A 16,722-nucleotide genomic window follows, 5' to 3' on the forward strand; every position below is an offset into this window, starting at 1 on the left:
CAGCTGACCTTCCCGGCGGGTCTGTGTCCGGCGGGCCGGGGCCGCTGGGAGCGTGCTGTCATGGCACCCGAGGCAGGCGCACCCGCGAAGGCGGCCGGGGCGGGGGTCGTGCTGCTGACCCTCGCTGCCGGCCAGTTCTTGATGGCGCTGGACAGCTCCGTCATGAACGTCTCGATCGCGACGGTGGCCGACGACGTCGGTACCACGGTGACCGGGATCCAGGGCGCCATCACGGCGTACACCCTCGTGATGGCGATGTTCATGATCCCCGGCGGCAAGGTCGGCGGGCTCATCGGACACAAGAAGGCGTTCCTGATCGGCTGCGTGATCTACGGCTGTGGGTCGCTGATGACGGCTCTGGCGCCGAGCCTGCCCGTACTCCTGCTGGGTTGGTCGTTCCTCGAGGGGCTCGGGGCTGCGCTCATCCTGCCCGCGATCGTCGCGCTGGTCGCCGGGAACTTCACGGCGGAGCGCCGGCCGGGTGCGTACGGGCTCGTGGCCGCCTCGGGAGCCGTGGCGATCGCGGTCGGGCCGATCATCGGGGGTGTCGCCACGACGTACTTCTCCTGGCGCTGGGTCTTCGCCGGCGAGGTCGTGATCGTGCTCGCCATCCTGGTGTTCGCCCGCCGCACCGCCGACGCGCCGGTCGGCGAGCGCCGGCCCATCGACCTGTTCGGCGCCGTGTTGTCCGCCCTGGGGCTGGGTGTCTTCGTCTACGGGGTGCTCCGCTCGAGCGAGTGGGGCTGGTTCCTGCCGAAGCCCGGTGCGCCCGCCTGGCTCGGGATCTCCCTGGTCGTGTGGCTGATGCTGGTGGGCCTGTTCCTGGTATGGCTCTTCCTGCGATGGGAGGCCCGCCTCGTGGAGCGGCACAGGGAGCCGCTGGTGGACCCGGCCCTGCTGCGCAACCGGCAGCTCACCGGCGGCCTGACGATGTTCTTCTTCCAGTACCTCGTACAGATGGGCGTGTTCTTCGTCGTACCGCTCTACCTGTCGGTCGCCCTCGGCCTGTCCGCGCTCATGACCGGCGCACGCATCCTGCCGCTCTCCCTGACCCTGCTGGCCGCCGCCATCCTGATCCCGCGCTTCCTCCCGGACGTCTCACCGCGGCGGGTGGTGCGACTGGGCGTTCTGGCGCTGCTCGCGGGCGCGGTCGCCCTGCTCGCCGCGCTCGACACCGACGCGGGCGCGGAGATCGTCACGATCCCGCTCCTGCTGATCGGACTCGGCATGGGAGCACTGGCCTCCCAGCTCGGGGCCGTCACCGTCTCCGCGGTACCCGACAAGCAGAGTGCGGAAGTCGGCGGCATCCAAAACGCCGTGACCAACCTGGGTGCGTCGATCGGGACGGCACTCGCCGGATCGATCCTGATCGCCGCGCTCACCTCTTCCTTCCTCACCAACATCGAGCAGAATCCCGCCATTTCCGCCGACGTCAAGAGCCAGGCGACCCTCAGCCTCGAAAGCGGCGTGGCCTTCATGTCGGACGCCCAGCTCAAGACCGCCCTCGAAGGAGCGGGCACGAGTCCGGAGGTGGCCGAGGCCGCCCTCGACGCGAATACCGCCGCGAGACTCGACGGACTGCGCGCCGCACTCGCCATCCTTGCCCTGACCGCCCTCCTCGCCATGTTCTTCACCCAACGGATTCCGTCGACCCCCGCGAAGACGGCAGAACCGGACGGATGACGCGACCCGCCCCTTGCCTGGTTCCCCCTGTCATGCCGGTACCGGCATGAAGGGATACATCTCGTCCGCGCCGGGCTGCACGACGCCGTAGCTGCTCTCCGGTACCTCGTTCCAAGCGCCGGGCAGGTCGCCGAGGGGCTCGGACACGATCAGTCGGGTCTCCTCCGAGACGTCCCGCAGGAACGCCACATCGGGGTGCAGCCGGCGCAGCGCGTCCACCCGACTGCTGTAGAAGAGCGACCGGGAATCGTGCGCGCTGGAGTAGCGGAAGGCCCACACGCGTTCACCGTCGGTGATGGCGAGCGTCATCTGGAGGGGGAACTCCACGCCGTGGTCGCGGCCGGCGCGCTCCACCACTCCCGCCATCCTGGCGACGGCGGTCGGCGGGTCCTGGGCCAGGCCGAAGGTGAGGGCCAGGAAGAACATCACCTCGGAGTCGGTGGTTCCCTCGATGTCGGCGTACAGGGCCGGATCGACGAGCAGGGTGAGGTCCCGGCGCATGAGGTGGAAGCCGGTGATCGCGCCGTTGTGCATGAACATCCAGCGGCCGTGCCGGAACGGGTGGCAGTTCGACTGCTGCACCGCGGTCCCGGTCGACGCCCGGATGTGGGCGAAGAACAACGGGGAGCGGACGTGGTCGGCCATCTCCCGCAGGTTGCGGTTGTTCCAGGCGGGACCGACGTCCCTGAGGAGTGCCGGCGTGTCGTTGTCCTCGGTGTACCAGCCGACGCCGAATCCGTCGCCGTTCGTCGTCTCGACGCCCAGCTTGGAGTGCAGGCTCTGGTCGATCAGCGAGTGCGCCGGTTTGTACAGGATGGTGTCGAGGAGCATGGGGGTTCCCGAGTAGGCGAGCCATCGACACATGTGTCATCACCTGTGTTCCCACTGCTACCTGTTGCTGTTCCACGGGCGAGAATCCCGCGTTGTCCCGCGCGGCCCTCGTGCGAGGGCGTCGCGAGGCACCCAGTCCGGGCAGGCCCGCCGGGGCCCTGTCTCTCCGGCCCTCTCATTCTCGCGACCTCCTCAGATGATCGCCACGCAGGCGGCCGCCGACTGGACCCGGGACGACGAGGACCCGCAGTCACGTTGCCCCGGAACAGCCGAGGGCGCTCCAGGGGTCGGGGCTGGGTGGACCGGTCGAGGACACGTCCGGAGCAGCGAGCCGTGTCCCACCGGCCTAAAATGGGTCTGTCACAGCATTAGGCGAACAAGGCATGTCCGATGGCTTGTAAGGGCCTCGACAGGGTCCTTCGATCGGCACGGGAGGCGTGATGACCGTATCCCCCGACGCGACGCCGCAGCGCAGGCAGAGCGATGCCGAGGACGTCCTCAAGCAGCTGGGAGGCTCGTGGCACTGGGCACTCGGTTTCGCCCTCGCAACCTTGATCCCGGGCATCCTGGTACTCGTCTGGCCCGACGAGACTCTGCACATCCTGGCTGTGATCATCGGTCTCCAGCTCCTGGTGGCCGGCGGCTTCCGTTTCGTCACGGCCTTCTCGCACAGCGACGACGGGGGCGGCAGCAGACTGGCGGGAATCCTGATCTCCATGCTGGCATTCCTGGCCGGTGTCCTGGTTCTGCGGCACCCGATGCAGACGATCGGCGCGCTGTCCCTGATCGTCGGAGTGTTCTGGCTGCTGACCGGCGTACTCACGGCGTACGTCGCGATCGCCGACCGTGCGCTCGTGCACCGCGGCCTGCTCTTCGCCCTGGGCGCCCTCGGCGCCGTCGCCGGAATCGTGGTGCTCTGCTTCCCGGTGGACTCCGCGGTCGCCCTGACGCGACTGCTGGGACTGTGGCTCGTCCTGCTCGGTGTCTTCGAAGTGGTGATGGCCTTCGCACTGCGCTCCGCCACCCGACAGATCACGCCCACGCGTTCAGGGTGAGTGCCGGTGGTGACAGGCTCGCGCTCCGGAGCGCACAAGCCCATTCCTGAGGGGAAGCATGACGGACCTCAAGTTCGAGCAGAAGCGCTTGCTGTCGCGTTTTGAGGCGGCTGACCAGCTCACGGCACTCGCAGCCATGCTGAGGGAAGGGCCCGACAGCGACGTCGCAGGCGGTCGCCGCAGGCACGGAGGCCCCGAAGCGGAAGACGGCGTCCGCCGCCAAGCCCCGTCACAGCAGCACTGGCACCAATGGGGGCAAGAGCACGAAGCGGTCCGCCACGAAAACGCCGTGAACCGTGGCGCGAGCCTCGGGCCCCGTGGCGTCCGGTTCGGATCCGAACATCCGAACCCAAAGCGGTCCTGGCCCACCCGGCCGCGGAACCAGGGAGGCGATGGCCCGGCTCCTGGTCGCGGCTGCGGCGTGCAACCTTGGGCTACAGCCCAAGGTTGCACGCCGTCCATCAGCGACGCTCGTGCTTTGCGTCGCCTGCTGGAGGCGTACAGGGCGTGGCCGCCACCGACAGGGGGCCGGTTGCGGCCGGCCCCCCGGGTCACGTGAGATTCAGATGCGCGAGGTCGTCCGCGTACTTCTTGATGAAGACCGGGGAAAGCCGCGGAATCTCGCCCGTCCGGCCGAGGCGTGCGCTCTCCACGGCGGCCTGGAAGCGAGCGGACGGGATGGCGGATCCGCTGATGACGTCCTCCGGGGTCCGGTGTGCGTCGAGGAGCGGAAGGATCGAGTGCTTGCGCTGCGTTTCAGGGGCCGCGCGCAGGGCCGTCTCGAACCGGGTGAGCCAGTCGTCGTAGTCCTCCACGCGGTCGATGCGGTGACCGGTCTCGTTCAGCCAGTCGACGAAGGTGTCGAGCGAGATGCCGTCGTCGTGCGGGTTCACCAGGCTGTACGTCCGGTATCCCGTACGTGCCGCACCGCCCAGGGTCACCACGGCCTCGGCGGTGAAATCGACGGGAAGGCCGTCGTAGTGCGCGCGCCCGCGATCCTCCGTGCTGTCGGTCGCGTAGAAGGAGCGCGGTGCGATTCCCGTGATGATGAGGCTGAGCAGCAGCCGCGTGAACATGTCGGGGACGTTCAGCTGTCCCGCGTAACCGGTGTGCGCCAGGATCATGTTCGACCGGAACGTGGTGACCGGGAGGCCGTGCAGCTCGTGCGCCTCCCGCAGCAGCACCTCGCCGGCCCACTTGCTCGTCGCGTAGCCGCTGGCGTAGCCGTCGTCGACCGGCTGGTCGGGAAGTGCCAGGCGGACGTCGGCGTCCTCGTCCAGGGGCCGGTCGCCGGGCAGGGAGGCCGCGACCGCCACGCTCGAGATGTAGGTGAACGGCTTGAGCCGGCCCGTGAGCCCCAGGCGGATGAGCTCGGCGGTCCCCACCACGTTGGCGTCGAACAGGTGGTTGTAGGGCAGGACGTGGTTCACCAGGGCGCCGGCGTGGACGATCCGGTCCACCTCGCCGGCCAGTCGCTGCCACACCTGGTCGCCGAGACCGAGCTGGGGTTCCGCCATGTCGCCGGCCATGACCTCCAGGTGGTCGGCGGCCAGGTCCTGGAAGGTACGGGCGGGCTCGCCGTCCTCGCTGCCGAAGGCTTCGGCGAGCCGCGCCAGTGCCGCGGCGTCGTCCGTTCCGCGCACGACGCAGATCAGCTTTCCGCCCACCGGGGCGAGCCGCCGCAGCCATTCCAGGCAGAGGAACCGGCCGAGATAGCCGCTCGCGCCCGTGAGCAGCACGGTGTGCGGTTCTCCGACGGATCGGGTGAGGGACCGGGCGCCGGCGAGCGTCTCCTCGTCGATGAACCTCTCCAGGGTGAGGTCCTTGGCGTGGACCCGGGAGCTCCCCTCCGTGTGGACCGATGCGAAGCTCACCCGCGGCGGCCCGGCCGCGAGCTTCTCCTCGACGTAGCCGGCGAGTCGCCGCAGGTCGGTTCCGCGGCTGATGATCACGTCCACGGGGACGCGGACGCCGAAGATGTCGTGGAGGAGATCGGAGAAGGTCACCGCGGACATGGAGTCCCCGCCGATCTCCCGGAAGCGCGTGTCGGGGCCGATCCCGGACGTCGCGGTGGACAGCAGCGCCTGCGCGGCCCGCTGGACGGTCTCCAGTACCGGACGGTCCTTGCCGCTGCGGCGCACGTCGCGCAGCTCGTCCTTCTCCCTGGAGGCGATGGCGGAGTACGTCTCCTCGAGGGCCTGCCGGTACTTCCGCAGGAGTTGGGGGCGCAGCAGCTTGCGGTGGTCCGAGAGCAGGCCGTTGCCCTGGCCGAACGGCTCGGTCTCGATGAGGAAGTCGCGCGGTATCTCGTAGGAGTTCAGCCCGACCTCCTGCGCGATCTTCTGGAACGACTCTCCGAGCAGCTTCTTGAGCATCGTCTCGTCGTCGCCGCACTGTTCGAGGGCGTCCGCGGTCGGGACGACGACCGAGAGCAGATAGGACCGCTCGCTGTTTCCGTACACGAATATCTGCCGGACCAGCGGGCTGACGGCGAATACCGCCTCCAGGCGTGAGGTGGCGACGAACTCGCCCTGCGACAGCTTGAGCACGTTCTTGCGCCGGTCCACGACGACGTGGCGGCCCGGCTCGACTTCCGCGACGATGTCGCCCGTCCGGTAGTAGCCCTCCTCGTCGAAGATCTCCGCGTTCAGTCCGGGTCGGTTGTAGTAGCCGGGCACCATCGCCTCGGTCTTCAGGAGGAGTTCACCCCGGGGGTGCGGTGAGTCTGTTGTGCGGTAACCGAGTTCGGCGACGTCGATGAGTTTGTAGTCGGTGACCGGGGGCCGCAGGAGCTTGCCGTCGACCGAGACGGCGGCGGCCTCGGTGGAGCCGTAGATGATGTGCACCTCGATCCCCAGCAGGGACTCGGTGAATTCCTTCAGTTCGGCGGAGAGCGGAGCGGACCCGCAACTGGCCCACCCCACGCGGCCGCCGAGGACGTTCTCGCGGATGTCCTTCTTGACTTCCGTCTCGACCTGCCCCAATTCCACGTCGCCACCCCTGGCCAAACGGCGGTCGAGCTCGCTCTGGTACTTCTGGAAGAGCATTTCGCACACGCGCGGTACCAGCGACATCTCCGTGGGCCTCGCCAGCGCCATGTCATCGAGGAAGGAGGACAGATCGCTGTTCGCGGTGAAGTACGTGGTACCGCCGCGGGCCAGCGTGTTCTTCAGCGAGGAATGCCCGGCGACATGGCTCATCGGCATGTAGTGGAGATTCGCCGCGTACTCGTCGGAGAACAGCTGCGACCAGGCGCCGCCCCACATGGCCCGGGCCAGCCGCTCGGTGTACATGGCGCCTTTGGGGGTTCCCGTGCTGCCCGACGTGTAGATGAGCATGGCGAGAGGGTCGGCGTCGCCCTGGGGATCGAACAGCGGCGCCTCGGGAAATTCGGCACCTCGCGCGCGCAGGTCCCGCAGGAGCTCGACGCCCAACTCGCGCCCGTGCTGCGCCAGACGGTCCCGGGCAGCCGCGAGCCTGGCGGACTGGTCGTCCACCGCCGGCTCGTAGTCGAACAGCACCAGGTGCTGCACCGACGGGTTCCCCAGGGCCAGTTCGACCGCGGCGTCCAGGCGCTCGATGCTGGTCGCGACGATGACCGGCTCGGTCTCCTCGACGATCTCGTTGAGCTGTGACACCGAGGAACTGGTCTGGAGGGGAACGCCGACCGCACCGAGATGGGCACAGGCGAGATCGACCGTCGTGTAGTCGACACTGGCGAATCCGAGGATCGCCACCCGGTCCCCGGCCCGCACCGCGTACGCGTCGCCGTGCTGCCACGCACTGGCCACGGCGCGGACGCGCAGCCACAGTTCGCCATAGGTGGTCATGTCGTATCGCGGGAGCAGGCCGATACGGGTGCGGCCCGTGTCGGGTTCCTTCACGAGCTCCCTCGCGCGTTCCCCGAGGGCGGGGCGATCGGCGTACTTCTCCATTGTCTCGGCCATCACTCGCGCAAGTCGCATGATGAATCTCCGTATCGCATAACTGGATTACGCCAAGTATTGACGTCGGACGCTCGAAGCCGGACGAGCGGGGAATCATCCGCACGGGGTGCGGTCGGCGGATTCCCTCCCCCTCGTCCAGGGCGCGCCGTGATGCTAAGCACGGGCGAACCACAGCTCTGAGCCCAGGAGCCGCAATCCATCAGGTCGGCCCCGCGCGGCCCGCCGAATGGCATGACTCGGCCCCTGCCGACGCCCCACCTGACGGACTATGTTCCGCCGCGTTGCCCGCCTGCCGCCCCTGCCCGAAGAGTGGCACTCGTCCGAGAGACGGTCCCGGTCGGACGGCGCTGAGAGAAGCGCCGATTCTCCACCCTGAGCACCGGACAGACGGCTCAACGCCCCGGAATCTCCAATGGATTTCGTGCCGGAAGGCACTCTCCGGTCGAAAGCCGCCGACGGGTACGCGAAGTCGCCGAGTGCATCTGTATCCGCACCCGTATTCGGACCCGTATCCGCACCTTGCGCCTGCATTTCCGGGCGACTCGGCGCATCACCAGGTCTGTCGACAGCCGGACCGATCGTGTCCGGCCAATTCGAGGGAACTCAATGATCGACATAGTTTCTTACCTCCGTTCCATGCCCGCACTCCAGCAGCCCGGATGGGAAGACCATCCGGAACTCGAAGCGGTCCGCACGGGCCTGAGCCAGATGCCCGCCCTCGTGGACGCCGAGGCCGCACAGCGGCTGCGGTCCCTGCTCATGGAGGCCGCGGCCGGCCGGCTCCAGATCGTCCAGGCCGGCGACTGCGCGGAAGACCCCGCGGAGGCGACTCCGACGGACGTCAGGCGCAAGGGCGCCCTGCTCGACATCCTCGCCGGGACGATGCGACTGGCCTCCGGACTGCCCGTGCTGCGGGTCGGCCGGATCGCCGGACAGTTCGCCAAGCCCCGGTCCTCACCCGTAGAGACGGTGGACGGCCGTGAACTCCCGGTCTACCGGGGCCACATGGTGAACCGTCCGGAGGCCCACGCTGATCTGCGACGTCCGGACCCCCGGAACCTGCTGTCCGGGTACCGTGCCGCCAGCGACATCATCCACTTCCTGGGCTGGCGCGGCACCGAGAGCAGGACGGACCTCGACGCACCGGTCTGGACGAGCCACGAGACGCTGCTGCTCGACTACGAACTGCCGCTGCTGCGCCGTGAGTCGGACGGATCGCTGCTCCTGACGTCGACCCACTGGCCGTGGGTGGGGGAGCGGACCCGGCAGCTCGACGGCCCGCACATCGCACTGCTCGCCGCCGTCTCCAACCCGGTCGCGGTCAAGGTCGGGCCCACCATGACGCCGGACGAGCTGCTGGCCCTGTGCGACCGCCTCGACGCGCAGCGCCAGCCCGGCCGGCTCACGCTCATCGCGCGGATGGGTGCGAAGCACGCGGCCGCCACACTTCCCGCACTGGTCAAGGCGGTTCACGACGCGGGACATCCCGTGCTGTGGCTCTCGGACCCCATGCACGGCAACACGGTCAGCGGCCCGGACGGGACCAAGACCCGGTTCGTGAAGACCGTGGTCCAGGAGGTCCTGAACTTCCAGGAGGCCGTGACGCAGAACGGCGGGGTGGCCGCCGGGCTCCACCTGGAGACCACTCCGGAGGCCGTCGTCGAGTGCGTGCGCGACGAAGGCGAGTTGGGGCGCCTCGGCGAGAAGTACCTGAGCTTCTGCGATCCGCGGCTCAACCCCCAGCAGGCGGTCGAGGTCGTCGGGGTTGATCACGGGGAGGGGGAGGCTGGCCGTCAGGTGTACGTCTCCGAGCGCGTCCCCGGCGTAGCCCATCCCGTAGAGTTTGAGGTTGCGCTCCAGCAGCCAGCGGTGGACGCCCGCCTCGTTCTCGTCGGGGTGGCGGATCACGAAGGCGTTGACCGACAGCGAGTGCTTGCCGACCTTGAGCGAGCAGGTGGTGCTCAGCTTGCTTCGCGCTCCAGCTGCTGGAGGAGCACCTGCGCCACTGCGTCGCGGACGCGGCCGTCAAGGGCGGCGGAGAGATCGACGACAAGGTGGAGGAAGCGACGAAGGCGATCGCCCGGCTGCTGCGCACCTGGCCGCGGCGGGCGCGGGTCGGGCCGGAGCACCCCGGGGACGTACAGGGTGGGGCGGGTCGGCGGAGTCCCAGGCCTCGGCGAACCAGGCGAGGGACTGGCGGACGTACACGGTGTGCGGGTCGGGGACGGGCAGCATGCCGCGCGTGTAGACGGCGAGGCTGCGCCCGCCGGGCGAGGGGTGGAAGCGGGCCTGCGCGGGCTCGGCGTCGACGTGGGCGCGGAACTGGGGCATGAACAGCTCGCTGCGCGCGAGTGCGTCGAGGTATCCCGGCCAGTCGCCGCGCGTCTTGGCCCCGTAGAGCTCCCGCTCGATGGAGCTCGGCGCCATCCACCCATCCATGCGGGTCAGCCTAACGGGGCGGCTGTGGGGCCCTGCCCGGGGGCCGCGGAGCGGGCGGCGACTTCGGGGGTGTCTTCACGAGGGTGCAGCACACCCGGGGGGTGACGGCATCGGGGCAGGTCACAGGCGTACGTAGCCCGGTTGCCCGGCGTGTCGCGGGGGTGTCAACCGGGCTTCGGGTTGCGGGGGGTGACGGGGTGTCGGTGAGTGGGCGGGGACACGTCCCATGTCCCCGCTGTCACCGCTGTCCCCGCTGTCCCCCTGACAGGAGAGTTCCGTTGCACCGCATCACGCGCTACACCGTCCCCGCCGCCCTCTGCCTGAGCCTGCTGGCCGTGTCCCCCGGCCTGGCATCGGCCACCGCCGAGCCCGCGAAGCCGCAGGCCGCGGTGGCCGGGAAGGCCATCCCCGGCACCGAGGCGCTGCTCGCGCAGGTCCAGTCGCTGGGCGGTCTGGGCGGGCTGCTCAAACCGGTCACCGATCTGCTGGCCGCCATCCTGAAGTCCCCCGACGGCAAGCTCCCGGAGGCGGACCTCGCCGCCTTCAAGGAGAAGATCGACGCGGCGCTCGCGGAGCTGAGGAAGACCCTGCCCGCCGTCCCGGCCCTGCCCGTGCCGGTCCCGCCGGTGGACGTGCCGAAGCTCCCGGTGGACCCGCCGAAGCTGCCGGTCGACGTCCCGGCGCTGCCGGTGGAGGCCCCGAAGCTGCCCGTCGAAGCCCCGAAGCTGCCGGTGGAAGCGCCCAAGCTGCCGGTCGACGCGCCGGCGCTGCCGGTGGAGGCCCCGAAGCTGCCCGTCGAAGCCCCGAAGCTGCCGGTCGACGCGCCCAAGCTGCCCGTCGCGCTGCCCGTGGCCGCCCGCAAGGCCGCCGATGGTCCGCTGGACCTGGTCACCGGTGCCATCGACAAGCTCAAGGCCTCCGTGGACGGCCTCACCAAGGCCGCGGGCCCCTGCGGTTGCTCCACCGACGCCAAGGCCAAGGCCACCGACGTGGTGACCGACCTCGTCGCCGCGCTGCTCGCGCTGCTGACCGGCGCCGGGCTGCCCGGCCTGCCCCCGCTCCCGGTCCCGGCGCCGGCCCTTCCGGTTCCGGCGCTGCCCGTCGGGTAGCCGGGGCCCCGGCCGCCGCGCCGCCGCACCGTGCCCGGGCCGACCGCCAGGGCGGCAGCGCACGACGGCGCGGCACGGCGCCCGCCACCGCGCGAACGGCGTACGACCGCCGTGCGACCGCCGTGCCGCCGCGCGACCGCACGGACCCCCTTGACGTGCGCCCCGGCCCGGTGGACGCTCCCCGGGCTCGGATCCGCGAGGGTGCATGGGGGGCCGGAATGCCGGAGCAGTCGGACCAGTCCGTCCAGTCGGCGGGGGAGCTGCGGGCCCAGCTCGCGGCCCACGGGGCGCGATGGTCCGTGAGCGAACACCTCGCCGACGACGATCCCGTCCCCAGGCCCGCGCTGGGCCTGGGGGAGGGATCGCCGATCACGCCCGCCGCGGCCGCGCCGCCCGTGGACCTGAGGGCGCTCATCGGGCGGCCGAGCGGCAATCCGCACCTCACCCGGCGCAGGGCGGCGCACGGCCTGCTGCCGGGTGCGCCGTCGCCGTCGCCGTCATCGGCGCCGTCGCCGTCGCGGACCGGGGGTCCGGCACCGGCGGCCCGGCCCGCCGCCGTGGACTGGCGCACCCGCTGGGGCTGGCCCTGGATCACCAAGGTGAAGGACCAGAACCCCTGCAGCTCCTGCTGGTCGTTCGGGGCGGCCGGCCTGGTCGAGTCGATGGCCCGCATCGAGCACCACGTATGGGCCGAGCGGTCCGAGGGCGACGTGCACGACGGGCTGAAGGCACCCTGCGGGCAGACCGGGAGCCCCGAGGCGGCGCTCGACTGGATCAAGGGCAACGGCGGCCTCGCCGACCCGGGCTGCTGGCCGTACTCCCCGCCCCCGCCGGGCACGCCCGCCGACCGCCGCGACGCCTGGCGGGCCGAGTACACGCCGAGCTGGGACCGCTCGGGCCGCACCGTCCGGATCACCGACTACGTCCGGCTCGGCGACGTGGAGCAGCAGAAGGTGTGGCTGGACACGGTCGGGCCGCTGACGGCCTGCTTCGACGTGTACGACGACTTCTTCGGCCTCGGCGCCGGCGTCTACCACCGCACCAGCGACCGCCTCGCGGGCGGCCACTGCGTCCTGATCACCGGCTACGACGACGCGGCCGGCTGCTGGCTCTTCAAGAACTCCTGGGGGCCCGGCTACCACGTGGGCGGCCACGGCCGGATCGCGTACGGCGAGGCGAAGATCGACCACTGGGCCAAGTGCGGTCTGCGCGGCACCAACATCGACCCGTGGAGCAAACGCCGCCTGCACGCCGGGAACGTCTACGAGAGCGGCAACGGGCGCGCCCACCGCAACTTCGAGCTGGCCGCGCGGGGCGAGGGCGGCTCCCTGCGGCACTGGTGGCGCGAGGGCGACGCCCCCTTCCCGTGGGCCCGTGCCCGGACCTTCGCCTCCGACGCCTCCGGCCAGCCCGCCTTCACGGGGACCACCTACAACCGGAACATGGAGTCGCTGCACGTCACCACCGGCGGCCGGCTGCGCCACTGGTACTACGAGCATTTCGGCGGTGCCTGGCGCGACGGCGGCGCCTTCGGCCCGGGCGACGCGGCGGTCGGCTCGACCCCGGCCTTCATCCAGAGCGACTACGGGGCGCCGGGCAACTTCGAGGTGGTCGTCCGCACCGCCGACGGCCGGCTGAACCACTGGTGGCGGATCAACGGCGCCCCCTGGACCTGGAACGACGGCGGCCGCTTCGCCTCCGGCATCGCCCACTACGGCCCGGCCCTGGTCCAGACCCGCTCCCGCCACCTCGACCTGGTGGCCGCCCGCACCGACGGGCGGATGCAGCTGTGGTGGCGCGACGACCCGAACGGCTTCGCCTGGCGCCCCGGCGAGATCTTCGGCGCCGGGACCACCTCCGCGCCCTGCATGATCGAGGCGCAGTACGGGGCGGCCGACGAGGACACCGCCGGGAACTACGAGCTGTGCGTGACGGGCGCGGGCGGCCGGATCGAGCACTGGTGGCGCGGCAACGCGGGCGGCGCCGCCTGGCAGCGCTCCGCGGTCTTCGGCCACGACGTGCTGGCCGTCACCGGGATGCTGCAGGGCAGCTTCGGGTTCAACCTGGAGGTGATCGCCCTGCGCACCGACCGCCTGCTCCAGCACTACTGGCGCGACGGCGCGGGCTGGCACGAGGGGACCGTGATCGGCCCGGCGTGAGTGGCCCGGCGTGAGCGGCCGGCGCGAGAGGAGTGCGCGTGGAGGTACGCGAGGTGGCGCTAGCCCCGGGTGAGCCGTACGAGCTGCGGCTGACCGGGCGCGGTGCGCGCGGCTACGTGTGGACCTGGCAGGTGACCGGGGACTCCGATGCCGTCTCCGTGGCCGAGGGCCCGCCGCTGCCGGCCCCGGCGCGGCCGCCGCTGCCCGGGGCGCCCGTCGAGCGCGTGTACGTCGTCCGGGCCCGGGCGGACGGCCGGGCCCGGATCCGCTTCGCGCAGGTCCGGCCGCCGTACCCGCAGGAGGCCCCGTACGACGAGTTCGTCCTGGACGTGGTGGTGGCGGCGCCGGGGAAGTGAGGCACCGGGTCCGCATCGTGGACGTGCGGCGGGTTGCACCCTTGTTGTATCTATGCTGTGCGCATGTCATCAGCCGCCACCGCCGTGACCGCCGCCGAACGGGTCTACCAGCACGTCAAGCAGGGCGTGCTCGAACGCCGCTACGAGGGCGGGATCCTCCTCACGGAAGGCGAGCTCGCCGTCGCGGTCGGGGTCTCCCGCACGCCGGTCCGCGAGGCGCTGCTGCGGCTGGAGACCGAGGGGCTGCTGAAGCTGTACCCGAAGAAGGGCGCCCTCGTCCTGCCCGTCTCGGCCCAGGAGATCGCCGACGTCATCGAGACCAGGCTGCTGGTCGAGGAGTTCAGCGTCCGCCGGGCCGTGCCCGCCCCGCCCGGGCTGCTGAACCGGCTCGCGGAGCTCATCGGGGAGCAGCGCCGGCTCGGCGCCGCCGGTGAACTCGGCGCGATGATGGCCGCGGACCGGGCCTTCCACGCGGAGATCGTGCGCAGCGCCGGCAACCAGATCCTGTGCCGCCTCTACGACCAGCTGCGCGACCGCCAGCTGCGGATGGGCGTCGCCGTGCTGCACGCGCACCCCGACCGGGTGGAGCGGACGCTGAGCGAGCACACGGAGATCCTCGACGCCCTGCGCGCGGGCGACGCGGAGACGGCCGCGGCGGCCGTACGGGCGCACGTGGGCCGGGTCGCGGAACTGGTGCGGGGGTCCGCCCGATGAGCGCGCGAGCCGGCGGCGGCGCCGGTCCGGTCGGTCCGGTCGGTCCCGTCGGTCCGGTCGGTCCCGTCGTCAAGGATCCTCCGGGCGGCCGCAAGGCGGTCCTGGTGTGGTCGATCGGCGTCGCCGTCTACTTCGTCGCGGTCATCTTCCGCACCAGCCTCGGCGTCGCCGGCATCGAGGCCGCCGACCGCTTCCACGTGAACGCCTCCGCGCTGTCCACCTTCTCCCTCCTCCAACTGCTGGTCTACGCGGGCATGCAGATACCCGTCGGCCTGATGGTGGACCGGCTCGGCACCAAGAAGGTCCTCACCCTCGGCGCGGTGCTCTTCACCGCGGGCCAGCTCGGCTTCGCCCTCTCCCCCTCCTACGGGATGGCCCTGGCCGCCCGCGCCCTGCTGGGCTGTGGCGACGCCATGACCTTCATCTCCGTGCTGCGGCTCGGGAGCCGCTGGTTCCCGGCCCGCCGGGCCCCGTTCATGGCGCAGCTGGCCGGCCTGGTCGGGATGGCGGGCAACCTGGTCTCCACCCTGGTGCTGGCGCCCGTCCTGCACGGGGTCGGCTGGGTCCCGGCGTTCGCGGGCAGCGCGGTGGCGGGGCTGGTCGTCCTGGTCCCGCTCGTGCTGTTCCTGCGCGACAGCCCCGACAGCCCCGACAGCCCCGACAACGCCGCGGCCCATGAGCCCGCGCCGCGGCCCGCCGGGGCGGGGGGCTCCGGTACGGCGGGCTTCGGTACGGGGGGCTCCGGCCCGGGGGGTTTCGTGCGGCGCCAGATCGCCGACTCCTGGAAGGAGCCCGGTACCCGGCTCGGCCTGTGGGTGCACTTCACCACGCAGTTCCCGGCGATGGTGTTCCTGCTGCTGTGGGGCATGCCCTTCCTCGTCGAGGCGCAGGGGCTCTCGCGCACCACCGCGGGCGGCCTGCTGACGCTCGTCGTCACCTCGAACATCGCGCTCGGCCTGGTCTACGGGCAGATCGTGGCCGGGCGGCAGTCCGCGCGGATCCCCCTCGCGCTGGGCACGGTCGCCCTCACCGCGCTGCTGTGGGGCTCGGTGCTCGCCTATCCGGGGGACCGGGCGCCGATGTGGCTGCTGGTCTGCCTCTGCCTGGTGCTCGGCACCTGCGGCCCGGCCTCGATGATCGGCTTCGACTTCGCCCGCCCGGCCAACCCGCCGGAGCGCCAGGGCACGGCCTCCGGAATCACCAACATGGGCGGTTTCATCGCGTCGATGACGACCCTGCTGGCGGTGGGCCTGCTGCTCGACGCCACGGGCGACGACTACCGCGTCGCGTTCTCGTCGGTCTTCGTCCTGGAACTGCTCGGCATCACCCAGGTCCTGCGCCTGCGCGGCCGCGCCCTGGCCCGCGAACGGGAACGCGCACGCGCACGGTCGGCGCCGCCGGCGGGGCGGGCCGCGGCGCCGGCGGCGCCGCCCGGGCAGGCCGCCGCGCCGGCCCCGGACCGCGCGGCGGCCCCCGGCCCGGGGCTCCCGTAGTCCCGGGCAACGGCAACGGCAACGGCAACGACTGCGGCTCCTGCTGCGGCTCCGGCTACGGGGTCACGGAGAACTGGGCGAGGATCGCCTCGGCCAGCGCCTGGTCGCCCTCCACCTTCACCCGGTCCGCGACCGTGTGCGCCCGCACCCGGCCCGCCGCGAGCCGTACGTATGTCTCCCAGTCCAGCGTCAGCGTCACCGCCGGCCCCAGCGAAGGGGCCTTGTCGATCGTGCCGCGGCCCTCCGCGTCGACCCGTACCGTCCGCATGAACTCCAGCGCGCCGTGCACGTCGATGACGACCGCCGAGTTCGCGGGCGCCCCCGCCTTCTTCGCGACCACCTTCGGCAGCCCGGACAGCAGCATGTCCCGCGCCACGTACGCGCCCGGGGAGTCCCAGTTGCCCGGCGCCCCCAGCGCCGCCCGCAGGTCCTGCTCGTGGACCCACACGTCGAAGGCGCGCAGCCGCAGCGCGTGCTCCAGCGTCGTCGGCTCGCCCAGCGGCCCGCGCACCGTGGTGTCCGGATCGCGCTTCTCGTTGCGCAGCTGGCGCGAGCGGCGGATGACCGTGTACTCCAGCTCCGAGGTCATCTCCGGCGCCGTGTGGTGGCGCCGTACGTCGACCTGCACTTCCATGTACCGGGTGAACTCGTCGACCACGTGCCGCAGGTCCCGGGGGAGGGTGTGGATCGGCCGCGGGTCGCCGAGCTGCTCGCACTCGATGCCGATGATGTGTGACACGACGTCACGCACGGACCAGTTCGGGCAGGGCGTCGCCCGGTTCCACGCGCCGTCCGTCAGCGGAAGGACCAGCTCGGATATCGCCTCGATGGAGTGGGTCCACGCGTCGGCGTAGGGCTGAAGGCTGGGATGCGGATGGACGGTCAACGGGACCCCTCGCGTGCTGTTCATTGGCGCGTTGGCGCGTTCTGGAAGCT

The 16,722-nt window shown here is 71.4% G+C and carries 10 protein-coding genes and 3 pseudogenes; 9 read left to right on the forward strand and 4 right to left on the reverse strand.

The window, feature by feature from the left end; genetic code table 11:
- Positions 1-60 precede the first annotated feature (60 nt).
- Positions 61-1,683, forward strand: coding sequence for an MFS transporter (locus tag DRB89_RS14350; RefSeq protein ID WP_112448838.1), 1,623 nt, complete (start codon positions 61-63; stop codon positions 1,681-1,683).
- 30 nt (positions 1,684-1,713) lie between these two features.
- Here the strand turns inward: DRB89_RS14350 and DRB89_RS14355 are convergent, their stop codons facing one another.
- Positions 1,714-2,547 (reverse strand): class II glutamine amidotransferase, encoded by an 834-nt coding sequence (locus DRB89_RS14355; RefSeq protein ID WP_112448839.1) that lies wholly within the window; start codon positions 2,545-2,547, stop codon positions 1,714-1,716.
- 407 nt (positions 2,548-2,954) lie between these two features.
- Here DRB89_RS14355 and DRB89_RS14360 point away from each other — a divergent pair, with 407 nt between their 5' ends.
- Positions 2,955-3,569 (forward strand): DUF308 domain-containing protein, encoded by a 615-nt coding sequence (locus DRB89_RS14360; protein ID WP_112448840.1) that lies wholly within the window; start codon positions 2,955-2,957, stop codon positions 3,567-3,569.
- Between the two features lie 551 nt (positions 3,570-4,120).
- Here the strand turns inward: DRB89_RS14360 and car are convergent.
- Positions 4,121-7,549, reverse strand: coding sequence for a carboxylic acid reductase (gene car, locus DRB89_RS14370; RefSeq protein ID WP_343234699.1), 3,429 nt, complete (start codon positions 7,547-7,549; stop codon positions 4,121-4,123).
- 603 nt (positions 7,550-8,152) lie between these two features.
- Between car and DRB89_RS14375 the strand changes: the two are divergent.
- Positions 8,153-9,214, forward strand: a pseudogene (locus DRB89_RS14375) (3-deoxy-7-phosphoheptulonate synthase); the annotation flags it as partial.
- Positions 9,215-9,253: 39 nt separating this feature from the next.
- Here DRB89_RS14375 and DRB89_RS14380 read toward each other — a convergent pair.
- Positions 9,254-9,484 (reverse strand): annotated as a pseudogene (locus tag DRB89_RS14380) (YbjN domain-containing protein); the annotation flags it as partial.
- A 2-nt stretch (positions 9,485-9,486) separates the two neighbouring features.
- Between DRB89_RS14380 and DRB89_RS44490 the strand changes: the two are divergent.
- The 6 genes and pseudogenes from DRB89_RS44490 to DRB89_RS14415 form a co-directional block, all read left to right on the forward strand.
- Positions 9,487-9,612 (forward strand): annotated as a pseudogene (locus DRB89_RS44490) (metal-sensing transcriptional repressor); the annotation flags it as partial.
- A 621-nt stretch (positions 9,613-10,233) separates the two neighbouring features.
- Positions 10,234-11,064, forward strand: a complete 831-nt coding sequence (locus DRB89_RS14395) for a hypothetical protein (protein ID WP_112448890.1) — start codon at positions 10,234-10,236, stop codon at positions 11,062-11,064.
- Between the two features lie 218 nt (positions 11,065-11,282).
- Positions 11,283-13,223 carry a C1 family peptidase gene (locus DRB89_RS14400; protein ID WP_112448889.1) on the forward strand — a complete coding sequence of 647 codons (1,941 nt, stop codon included), beginning with the start codon at positions 11,283-11,285 and terminating at the stop codon, positions 13,221-13,223.
- A gap of 38 nt (positions 13,224-13,261) precedes the next feature.
- The gene (locus DRB89_RS14405; RefSeq protein WP_162688578.1) at positions 13,262-13,579 is read left to right on the forward strand and encodes a protease inhibitor I42 family protein; all 318 of its coding nucleotides are present in this window, start codon (positions 13,262-13,264) and stop codon (positions 13,577-13,579) included.
- A gap of 63 nt (positions 13,580-13,642) precedes the next feature.
- Entirely contained in the window at positions 13,643-14,293 is a 651-nt protein-coding gene (locus DRB89_RS14410) for a GntR family transcriptional regulator (RefSeq protein ID WP_112453424.1), read from the forward strand.
- Positions 14,290-15,786 carry an MFS transporter gene (locus tag DRB89_RS14415; protein WP_112463297.1) on the forward strand — a complete coding sequence of 499 codons (1,497 nt, stop codon included), beginning with the start codon at positions 14,290-14,292 and terminating at the stop codon, positions 15,784-15,786. The genes DRB89_RS14410 and DRB89_RS14415 overlap by 4 nt, the downstream gene beginning before the upstream one ends.
- A 55-nt stretch (positions 15,787-15,841) precedes the next feature.
- Here the strand turns inward: DRB89_RS14415 and DRB89_RS14420 are convergent, their stop codons facing one another.
- Entirely contained in the window at positions 15,842-16,672 is an 831-nt protein-coding gene (locus DRB89_RS14420; protein ID WP_112448886.1) for a maleylpyruvate isomerase family mycothiol-dependent enzyme, read from the reverse strand.
- Positions 16,673-16,722: the final 50 nt, after the last annotated feature.

This window comes from Streptomyces sp. ICC4, assembly GCF_003287915.1.
Lineage (GTDB): Bacteria > Actinomycetota > Actinomycetes > Streptomycetales > Streptomycetaceae > Streptomyces > Streptomyces tritrimontium.

Coding starts and splice junctions, on each gene's coding strand:
- DRB89_RS14350 (WP_112448838.1), top strand. CDS start 61: ATGGCACCCGAGGCAGGCGCACCCGCGAAGGCGGCCGGGGCGGGGGTC.
- DRB89_RS14355 (WP_112448839.1), bottom strand. CDS start 2,547: ATGTGTCGATGGCTCGCCTACTCGGGAACCCCCATGCTCCTCGACACC.
- DRB89_RS14360 (WP_112448840.1), top strand. CDS start 2,955: ATGACCGTATCCCCCGACGCGACGCCGCAGCGCAGGCAGAGCGATGCC.
- DRB89_RS14400 (WP_112448889.1), top strand. CDS start 11,283: ATGCCGGAGCAGTCGGACCAGTCCGTCCAGTCGGCGGGGGAGCTGCGG.
- DRB89_RS14410 (WP_112453424.1), top strand. CDS start 13,643: ATGTCATCAGCCGCCACCGCCGTGACCGCCGCCGAACGGGTCTACCAG.
- DRB89_RS14415 (WP_112463297.1), top strand. CDS start 14,290: ATGAGCGCGCGAGCCGGCGGCGGCGCCGGTCCGGTCGGTCCGGTCGGT.